Annotated in this window: 5 protein-coding genes and 1 pseudogene; 3 read left to right on the top strand and 3 right to left on the bottom strand. The window is 51.9% G+C overall.

The genetic code is table 11. The features are described from left to right. Positions 1-321 precede the first annotated feature (321 nt). The gene (locus tag AC1DV9_RS29060; RefSeq protein ID WP_477951294.1) at positions 322-885 is read right to left on the bottom strand and encodes a recombinase family protein; all 564 of its coding nucleotides are present in this window, start codon (positions 883-885) and stop codon (positions 322-324) included. Positions 886-1,100: 215 nt separating this feature from the next. Between AC1DV9_RS29060 and AC1DV9_RS29055 the strand changes: the two genes are divergently transcribed. From AC1DV9_RS29055 to AC1DV9_RS29045, 3 genes are all read left to right on the top strand, one after another. Continuing rightward, entirely contained in the window at positions 1,101-2,216 is a 1,116-nt protein-coding gene (locus AC1DV9_RS29055) for an FRG domain-containing protein (RefSeq protein ID WP_477951293.1), read from the top strand. A gap of 188 nt (positions 2,217-2,404) precedes the next feature. Next, the gene (locus AC1DV9_RS29050) at positions 2,405-5,269 is read left to right on the top strand and encodes a DEAD/DEAH box helicase (RefSeq protein ID WP_477951292.1); all 2,865 of its coding nucleotides are present in this window, start codon (positions 2,405-2,407) and stop codon (positions 5,267-5,269) included. 117 nt (positions 5,270-5,386) lie between these two features. Further along, a complete protein-coding gene (locus tag AC1DV9_RS29045) occupies positions 5,387-7,309 on the top strand; it encodes a DUF262 domain-containing protein (protein WP_477951291.1) in 1,923 nt (640 codons plus the stop codon). 194 nt (positions 7,310-7,503) lie between these two features. Here AC1DV9_RS29045 and AC1DV9_RS29040 read toward each other — a convergent pair whose 3' ends face one another. Together AC1DV9_RS29040 and AC1DV9_RS29035 are read right to left on the bottom strand one after the other, a co-directional pair. Next, positions 7,504-8,631, bottom strand: coding sequence for a site-specific integrase (locus AC1DV9_RS29040; protein WP_477951289.1), 1,128 nt, complete (start codon positions 8,629-8,631; stop codon positions 7,504-7,506). 81 nt (positions 8,632-8,712) lie between these two features. Then, a pseudogene (locus AC1DV9_RS29035) lies at positions 8,713-8,849 on the bottom strand (IS5/IS1182 family transposase); the annotation flags it as partial.

The raw sequence follows: 8,849 nt of genomic DNA, 5'->3' as shown, positions 1-8,849 counted from the left end.
AACGCCATCCGGCGGATGATGTTTAAAAGTCCCATGTGGATCACTCCGTTGCCCCCGCCGCTCGCCGCATTGGGGGAAGGTTCACATGGCTCAATTCTCAATGGAAATTATGCGCCTAACCGGCTCAGTTCTGCGTGGAAACCAACAGCATAGCCGCAGGCTCCCCGACCATAGGTCGAAGAGTGGTGTCTTTCAGGACACCGATCCTAGTTGTGACGGGCTACTACCCCCGAGAGCGGCACGTACCGCTCCATCCTCTTTTTGCCGTGGGATTGTCGAACTGTCAAAGGCTCACGTCAGGTTGTCGAAGCAAATCTTCGTTCAAGCTGTTCCGTCAGCTAGCACGCGATAGACCGACGCCCGACCGATGCCGAGTTGACGCGCGATCTCACTTGCGCCGATGCCAGCTTCCTTCAGAGAGCGAATGTCCTTTTCTTTGCGCCGGGCTGTCGGAGCGCGGCCTTTGTATTTTCCGGCTTTTTGAGCCGCTGCAATCCCTTCACGCTGCCGCACGAGCATAATGCTGCGCTCGAACTCTGCCATCGCCGCGAATACGGTCAGCAGCATCTTGCCTGAAGGGGACTTCGTATCGACCTCGCCGCCGCCGAAGTCGAGAATACGCAACGCTACGCCGTTTTTCTCCAGTTGCTCGACCAGCGACAAGAGATGGGTTGTGGACCGCGCGAGACGGTCGAGCTTTGTAACGACAAGCGTATCGCCTTCCCGAACGAACTCCATTGCGGCCTTCAATTGCCGCCGCTCCGCAACAGAGGAGACCTGTTCGCTGAAAATCTTCGTGCAACCCGTTGCGACGAGATCGCGCATTTGCGCCTGAAGTCCTGCCTCTTGTTCCGCGGTGGAGGTTCGTGCGTAGCCGACTATCATGGATAAGCCTCTGTTTCTCATATGGTTTTAGACACAATGAGAAACTGTCTCAGAAAGTCAAACTATAACTTCAACGAGACAGATTGGAATAGAGGACGTGCTGTCCCGCTAGGGCAAGCGTCTGTGAGAAACTGCTATTCGGAAGCCACGCCGCATTGACATGCAAAAGTATGCAGTTACGAGTTGGCTGAAACCCTAAGATGCGGGGAAGCAATATGACGCTAGCTGGTCAGTGGCATGGGGCATTTGACGACACAACTTACTACGTGTGTGTGGAAATTGATGATCTAGGTTCAGAGTACGCTGGTCGAGCGTGCCTATACGATGATAATTCGCCGCTAATAGTCGTAGCGCATATCCGCCCCGAAAAGCATGCGAAGATCTTTCGTTCCACCGTTCAGCTTGAGTACCAGCGCGTTGCTAACATGCAACCCCTAGATATTTCGAAGTTGAGAGAAGAGTTTCCAAATGGCCTGTGGGCCGAAACTGCAGAGTTGATGTTAAGGCCAGTCCGGCAAGGACTGCGGGTTGAAATACGTGTCAAAGATCAAGCAGGAAAGCCTTTACAGAGATTGACAACTCTCGGGGCTAGTTTATCGGATCGGAGCAGCCAACTTAAAAGCGACCGCTCAGTTCGATCTTGGGAGAAATTCAAATCAATGGTAGGTTCTCTGCCGCGAGATAAGTATATTTTCCGTGGCCAGCCTGTACTAAAACGACTGAGGTCTTCATTTCATCGAACGGCGCGAAAGGATTTAGCGCGCTACATAAATTTCGACATACCTCACCTTCACAGAGTTCTCTCTGCAAATACAAAGCATCTTTTCAATCTGGCCGATAACAACCAGTACGCAGCGTTCTGGAACCTCCTCCAGCATCATGGCTATCCAACTCCTCTTTTGGATTGGACCCATTCTCCATACGTAGCGGCCTACTTTGCAATGCGGGCTCAAAAGCCCGACGGCGCGGGCAATGTTCGAATTTTTATGTTCGACGCCGCGAGTTGGAAGTCCGACTATCCACAGTTGAACGCGGTCGTTAACGTACGGCCCCACTTTTCGCTCTTGGAACCGTTTGCTCTCGAAAATCCCCGAGCATTGCCCCAACAGGCACTTTCTGCAGTAACAACTGTGGATGACGTTGAGGGCTACCTTCAACGTTGCGGAAACGACCGTGGGAAGACCTATCTAAAGGTTTTTGACCTGCCATATTCAGCAAGAACTAAAATTTTGCGCGAATTACGTTTGATGGGCATTACTGCCGCGTCGCTATTTCCCGGCCTTGATGGGACCTGCGAAGCAATGCGGCACCAAATGTTTGAAGGCTTGTAACTCCGCGCAGGCAGCATAGACCTTACAGCGCATTTTTGGTGAATGGCCACATGAACAGAATGCCGCTACCCAAGCTAGCAGCACCGGAAAAAAACATGCTTAAATAGTCTTCAATCAGTTACCCCCAAAATGATGTATCTCTAAATGTTGAAATCTGTCTTCGAGACGATTAGCAGGAGCCTCGCCTGATGAAGTATGAGCTTCCAGCAAATCATGGTCTTTCGACCCAAACTCAGGCAACGTCGAAACTGCTTCCTAAGGCGGATGGTAAACCTTCGATCACCGACATTCAGCACGAGGCCCTTGCGGCTGGTGTCTACAATGGCCAAAGTATCCTTATTAGTGCGCCTACGTCCACGGGCAAAACCTTGATAGGCTGGTGGGCCATAGCTTCCGCTATTGAAGCCGGAAAACGAGCCGTATATCTCGTTTCACATCGCGCACTTGCAAAGCAAAAGTTCGAAGAAGTTGAGAGTATTTTTCTTAATTCCTTCCTCAACGGAGATAGGTCGGCAATCGTATGTGCAACGGGGGACGCAGTTGAGGATTGCGCAGGTCGCAAATCGAACTCCCCTATGGACAGCAGAATACTTGTTGCAACTTACGAAAAATTCTTGGGATGTTTATCTGTTGGGGGCCCTCCAGCGGACCTGACCGATATCTGCTTCGTTTGCGATGAACTCCAGCTAGTTGGAGACAAACATAGAGGGCAGTCTACGGAACTACTTCTGACCCTAATGCGCAAAGCTGGCTGGTACCAATTCGTCGCACTTTCTGCCGTCTTAAGCGAAAACGATGCGAACAGTTTGGCAAGTTGGCTCAGCTTGAAGTTGGTAAGGAACCCGCAACGTGAGAAATCAATTCGTTTGGAATGTCGTTTAACGGATCACCTTCATCATATTTCTTTCGGCCCGCGCCACGAGGGCGACGAAGTCACAGAAAGACGTCACAACTCACTAAATCTGAACGAGATAATCGCAGCTCTTTCGGCACAAAAAGAACGAAGTCCAATCATCGTATTTTGTATGACGGTCGATCAGACATACAACCTTGCACGTTCGTGGTCTCTCACACAAAAAAGCGTAGCGTCACTTGAGGCCGCTCCCGCGGACGACATCGACAACGACCTGATTACACTGGTGGCAAAACGTACGGCCTACCATAACGCCGAACTAACCGAGGAGGAGCGGCGGTTCGTTGAAGATCGTATCGAGAGCGGCGATATTTCCGTGGTCTTCGCCACAACAACACTCGCAGCCGGAGTGAACTTTCCACTGGGATCAGCAGTCTTCGCCTCATGGGAGCGTTGGGATTTTGGCCGACGAATTCATGTGCCGCTTGAGGCTGCTGAATTCAAGAATATGGCCGGACGAGTAGGACGAATGGGTCAGGATGCTGCTGAGGGTCTTGTGATCCTAACGGCAGAAAGCACCCAAAAATCGGCTGAAGCTCGTCGCCTCATGAGCCTCAATTCCGAAGGTGATTTAGGTAACGGCATCAATCCCAGCGATTTTGAAACGCTAACCCTTCAGTTGTTCGCAGGTCGGTTGTGCAGATCACGAGAAGATGCGTTTCAGTTGGTTGCATCAACGCTCACTGCTTCTCGTGAGGTAAACCGCAACCGCGCGGGTATATCGCATTGGAGGCAAGACCTTAACGATAACATCGATCAGCTAATCGCAAATGGATGTCTAATCGAAACGAGTAGCGAGGTTGTCATCACGACCTTTGGGATTGCTGTTGCGAGGTCGGGCTTGAAACCTGACACCGCTATATTTTTTCTCGAAGGTTTGGCTAAATCTGCAGCGATGCTTGTCTCAAAGCTCAGCGACGACAACGCTACTAGCGAAGATGACATCCTGTTTATACTCTGCCACGCAGCACTTCGGTGCCCTGAGTTTGTACGTCACACCGGAAAGCCCTCTCGGTTTGTGAATTGGCGAATTGGTCACAATGGGACTGTTGCCAATGACTACGGCAGAAGGCTGAGCGACGAGCTTTTCGATGGACCGTGGAATGCGGATGCAAGTGCCGCGAACGGGGCACTCCTTCTCGCGCAATGGGCCGCTGGACGCCCGCGAGAGACAATAGATCGAACCATTCAAGGAGTTCGTCTTGGCACAGTGCAAGCCACTGCTCGCGACGTGGCATGGGTACTTTCCGGTGTTGCCGAAGTCATTCAGAATGTGACGTCCCCGATGTTGGCTGAAGAGAGTAGACCTCCTCAGTTAAGAGGCGACGGCGTTACGAATTCCTATGTCCGGCAGCTCGCGCGTAGCATTCGCCGTCAGGCCACACGCATCGGCGTCGGGCTGCCTACAGACGTATTGTGGATGACTGAGTTAGACCTTCAAGGCCGTCGCAGAAGACTGACACGGAAACAAATCATTGCTCTCCGTTCTCAACTAATTATACGTCCAATTGATTTGATGGATGGTGGTGCCGCCAACGATGAAAAGCGACGTCTGGCTCTCGGTTCGAACTCGGCAGCTAATCTTGCAAGAAATGCTGCCGTTGAATGGAAGCGGTCAAACCGAGACCATTGCAAAGCTATCCATCTGCGCCGCGCAACGCCACTCAATCTCACAGATATGGTATTCGCTCTTTACGAGTTTCGCGGCCAAGATTTGGAAACTGCCTTCGAACGAGCGCTTTCGAACGTGGCAATTCAATGGGAAAAGCTGGACACTCCCGACAAACAGGCTCATCCCGACTATCGAATACAAATCGAAGACTACGAACCGCTTATTGTGGAATTGAAATCGAAGCGTAGCGATAGTGACCTCGTGAGCTTGAATTTGGCGATGGAGGTCCTTTCGGCTTCCGAATTGGCTGGTTACAAAGACCATTTTTGTATCACGCTTTGCAGCCCCGGCGTCGAGCCAAGCGTTCCGGCAACCATAGAAGGCTGCGGAAGACTGTGTGTCCTTGAAGTAAGCGACTTGGTCGAGGCCTTGCTTAGGCTCGTGGAGGGGCGACTGACCCGCAGTGCCTTACAAAATTGGATCACAACTCCGGGCATCGCACTCACTGAAGACCTTCCGACATATTGACCACCTCGGCTGGATGACATTTCGATTGAAATTGCTTTATGCGCCGATGAGCGTGAGAGACGCAGTACGGGATGGACCCTTCACAGGCGTGAGCAGACGACATAGACGGAGCAACGCATGCAGGCGGATGACTATTCCATCGAGACAATCCTCAAAGAAGGGCGGCGCTTCTTAGTGCCGCTTTATCAGCGGAAGTACCAATGGGGAGATAACCGTCTTGTGCCGTTTTGGCAGGATGTGGAAGCCAAAGCCGCCGAGGTAATAGAAGGTACAAACAAATTTCAGCATTACATGGGGGCATTGCTTCTGGCTCCCTTGAGCGAAGCCACGCAGATAGGAATAACGCCACGCGTACAGGTCGTTGACGGTCAACAACGGCTTACGACGTTCCAGCTGTTTCTTGCTGCGCTTCGCGAAGTTGCACGGCACCATAAGGCTGAGCATCTTGTTCAACATATTGAGGGTTATTTATATAATCAGCCGCGTTCAAAGGACACTGACCCTTTGACGAAATTCAAACTTACGCCCACGCCGTCCGACCGCGAAATCTTCCACAGCATAGTCGAGAGGCAATACAGCGAAGTTCGATTGAGGCTCTCAAAGTACTTTTACGGAGAAAAGGTCCCCAAAAACACACCGTTTCCTGCCCTTCGCGCTTACCACCTTTTCAGGCAATGGATGCTCGACTTCGTAGCAAACGGTCCAAGCGATTGGGAGCCCGAGACCGAAGATGCGGATAACAATGACCTCATCGATGAGGCCGCCGTCCGTGAAATTTCAGAAGGTCGTATTGAGGTACTCCTCCGCGCCGCGCTTGAACAGATGAAGCTCGTGGTAATCACCCTCGACGAAGGTGATGACGCTCAGGTCATATTCGAGACGCTCAATTCCAAAGGAGAGCCACTTCTTGCGATGGACCTCGTTCGGAATAACATTTTTCAAAGAGCGGAAAAGCAGTCTCTACAAACCGAGGACCTATATAATAGCCTATGGGCCTCATTTGACGCGCCTTGGTGGAAAGCTGATGCTCCGTTTGCTCGACCTAAAAGGCCCCGCATCGATCATTTTCTAGCGCACGTTCTGGCTGCTGAAACTGGTGCGACCATAGCGATGCGAGAGTTGTATGCCGAATACCGTGATTTTGCTGTTCCCAAAGGCAAGCCTCGATTTCCCGACGTAAAAGATGAACTCAACCTGCTCCAAAAGTACGCTCCTATCTATAGGGCGCTGGAAGGAGAACCGAACGACAATCCAACAATGAGCTGGTTTGGACGCAAGCTGGCAGCTTGGCAGGTGACAACCGTTTATCCAATCGCCCTTCAGATTGCGGCGTCAGAATTAACGCATGACGAACAGAATAGCACTGCGAACCTACTTTATTCGTATTTGGTCCGACGTGCCGTCAGCGGCCTTACCGGCAAAAACCTGAACAAATTGTTCAGCGCAATTGCGCAACATTTTCACGAGAATGGTCCATCCCACAAAAACCTCGTCGCGTTCTTTTCAACTCGTTCCGGAGAAAGTTCGAGATTTCCAGACAATAAGGAATTTCTTCAGGCGCTTCTTTCGAAGCCTTTATACGTGCTCGCTCCCGGTGAACGAACAAAGGACATTCTTTGGGAACTAGAACTCGCAAGCCGCTCGAAATTCAGTGAAAAGACAGAACGGCCTGACGGCCTGTGGACTGAACACGTTCTACCAGTGTCATGGAACGAAAACTGGCCCTTCCCCGAGGAGCCGTTTGTCAATCGTTACTCCAGCGACCATCGAGCCGTCGCGCGCAACACACTTTTACACACAGTCGGAAATTTGACACTTATGAGTGGCGGCCTCAACATTTCTTCGGGAAATAGCGGCTTTGCGGACAAGCGCGCGAAGTATGAAGAGCATACGACCCTGTATATGAACAAGTGGTTCTTAAAAAAGACGACGTGGACTGAACTCGACGTTCGCCAGCGGGGAGAATATCTTGGGGGACTGGCGCTGCAACGGTGGTGTGCACTTCCCCACGATGTACTGGTAACGGCGTCTCCGATATGAGTTCAATCCCTTCGACGAGAGGCAAGAGGCGCAATATCCATAGTTGCTGGTACGCATGCAAGCCGGTGCAAAGAGGCCCAAAGAGCCATTAGCGGCTTTTGACTAAACAGTTTAAGAGAGCCGCAATCGATTGAACTGGCTCGCTTTTTTAGTTTGAAAAGCAAAACCAGATGGGCTGAAGTTCTAAATTGACATTATAGCGCGCCAATGGCCGCGATGTCTGTATACGCAACCTTGGAAAGCTCACGGTAGATTTCCGCAAGCGGTAGGTCCGAACCATACTTCTCATCTGTGGCGGTCCGTTTCCAGCCACCGATGAGACGCCGCCGCTCTTGCGGCACACCCGCGAGCCGCATCGCGTTCGCCCAACTGTGCCGAAAGGAATGGAAAGAAGTCTTTGCCTCTCTCGCCTTCTGCTTGTCGAGCAGTCGGGAAAACCACTTTTGAAAACCGTCAGAATAGTATCCTCGGATGTCTTTTTTCAGGTTCGGGAACAACCGCTCCTCACTGCCGCGCAGGCCTTGAACAAAGTCCAGAAATCCAAGCTCCACCAGCCGAGGGTGCACAGGGACGCGACGACGGCTTGAAGCGGTTTTCGTCCGTTGACCGCGATCCTCCTGTTTCGCTTGGCCTTTCTTGGCGCCCATGCTGTCGGGTCTGATGTCGAAGAAATCTATGCCGCCTTCTCGCTTGATGTCTTCCAGACGAAGCTGGCAGATTTCGTTCAAGCGCATCCCTTGGTAGAGGCCAATAAGCGGCACCCAGAATTTTGTGCCTTTGGGCCGCAGCGTGCCAACCTTGGCCCAGTTCCGACCGTCGTCCTGACAGCCTGTGTAGATCGCCGCCGAGAAAATCTTTTCAAGCTGCGCCGGACTGAACGGATTACGATCCTCTTCGGAATGCTCATAACCTTCCAACCCCAGCTTGCGAGCCGGATTTTTGTCGATGCGCTCCTCAACAACACCATAGTTGAAGAGTGCGCTCATTTTGTGGACATAACTGTTGACGGTCGTCGGGCTCAACGTGTTGCGTCCATCCTTCTCGCCTTTGTCGGCAGCCTGCGCGAACGTCAGGCCGAGATAGAGCTTTGTGGAGTTGGGAGGCAGCCGTATGAGCAAATCCCGAACGCGCTTGCAATCGTCGCGGTCAATATCTCGAAGACGCCGGTCATGCCCAATTACCTCGTCCATGACGCGGAATAGGAGCGCGTAGTCCAGTTCGACTTTTTTCCGCATATCCTTTCGGTTGGGATCAGCCTTAAACTCTTCGATTAGCTCTGCAAGGGTTACAGTGCGCTTTCCCCGGCGCCGGGGCGAGTTCATGGCCTCCTGTAAATCAGCGTCCCGAATGTGTGTGGGGACGACGGCGATTTGCTCCACTTCCTGCCGTATTAGGGCGTAGACTCATAACGACCTGATCCAGATGCGGGTGGCGAGTAGTTTTACGGCTGCTAGGAAGTTTTGGGGGTCCTTGTCATATCGAGTGGCAATCCCTCTGAACTGCTTGAGCTTGTTGAAGAAGCGTTCGACGAGGTTTCGCT

The organism is Rhizobium sp. 01L410 (assembly GCF_056400165.1).
The sequence above is the reverse complement of the archived record's forward strand: the minus strand, read 5'-3'. Positions and strand labels throughout refer to the sequence as shown.

Coding starts and splice junctions, on each gene's coding strand:
- AC1DV9_RS29060 (WP_477951294.1), bottom strand. CDS start 885: ATGATAGTCGGCTACGCACGAACCTCCACCGCGGAACAAGAGGCAGGA.
- AC1DV9_RS29055 (WP_477951293.1), top strand. CDS start 1,101: ATGACGCTAGCTGGTCAGTGGCATGGGGCATTTGACGACACAACTTAC.
- AC1DV9_RS29050 (WP_477951292.1), top strand. CDS start 2,405: ATGAAGTATGAGCTTCCAGCAAATCATGGTCTTTCGACCCAAACTCAG.
- AC1DV9_RS29045 (WP_477951291.1), top strand. CDS start 5,387: ATGCAGGCGGATGACTATTCCATCGAGACAATCCTCAAAGAAGGGCGG.
- AC1DV9_RS29040 (WP_477951289.1), bottom strand. CDS start 8,631: ATGAACTCGCCCCGGCGCCGGGGAAAGCGCACTGTAACCCTTGCAGAG.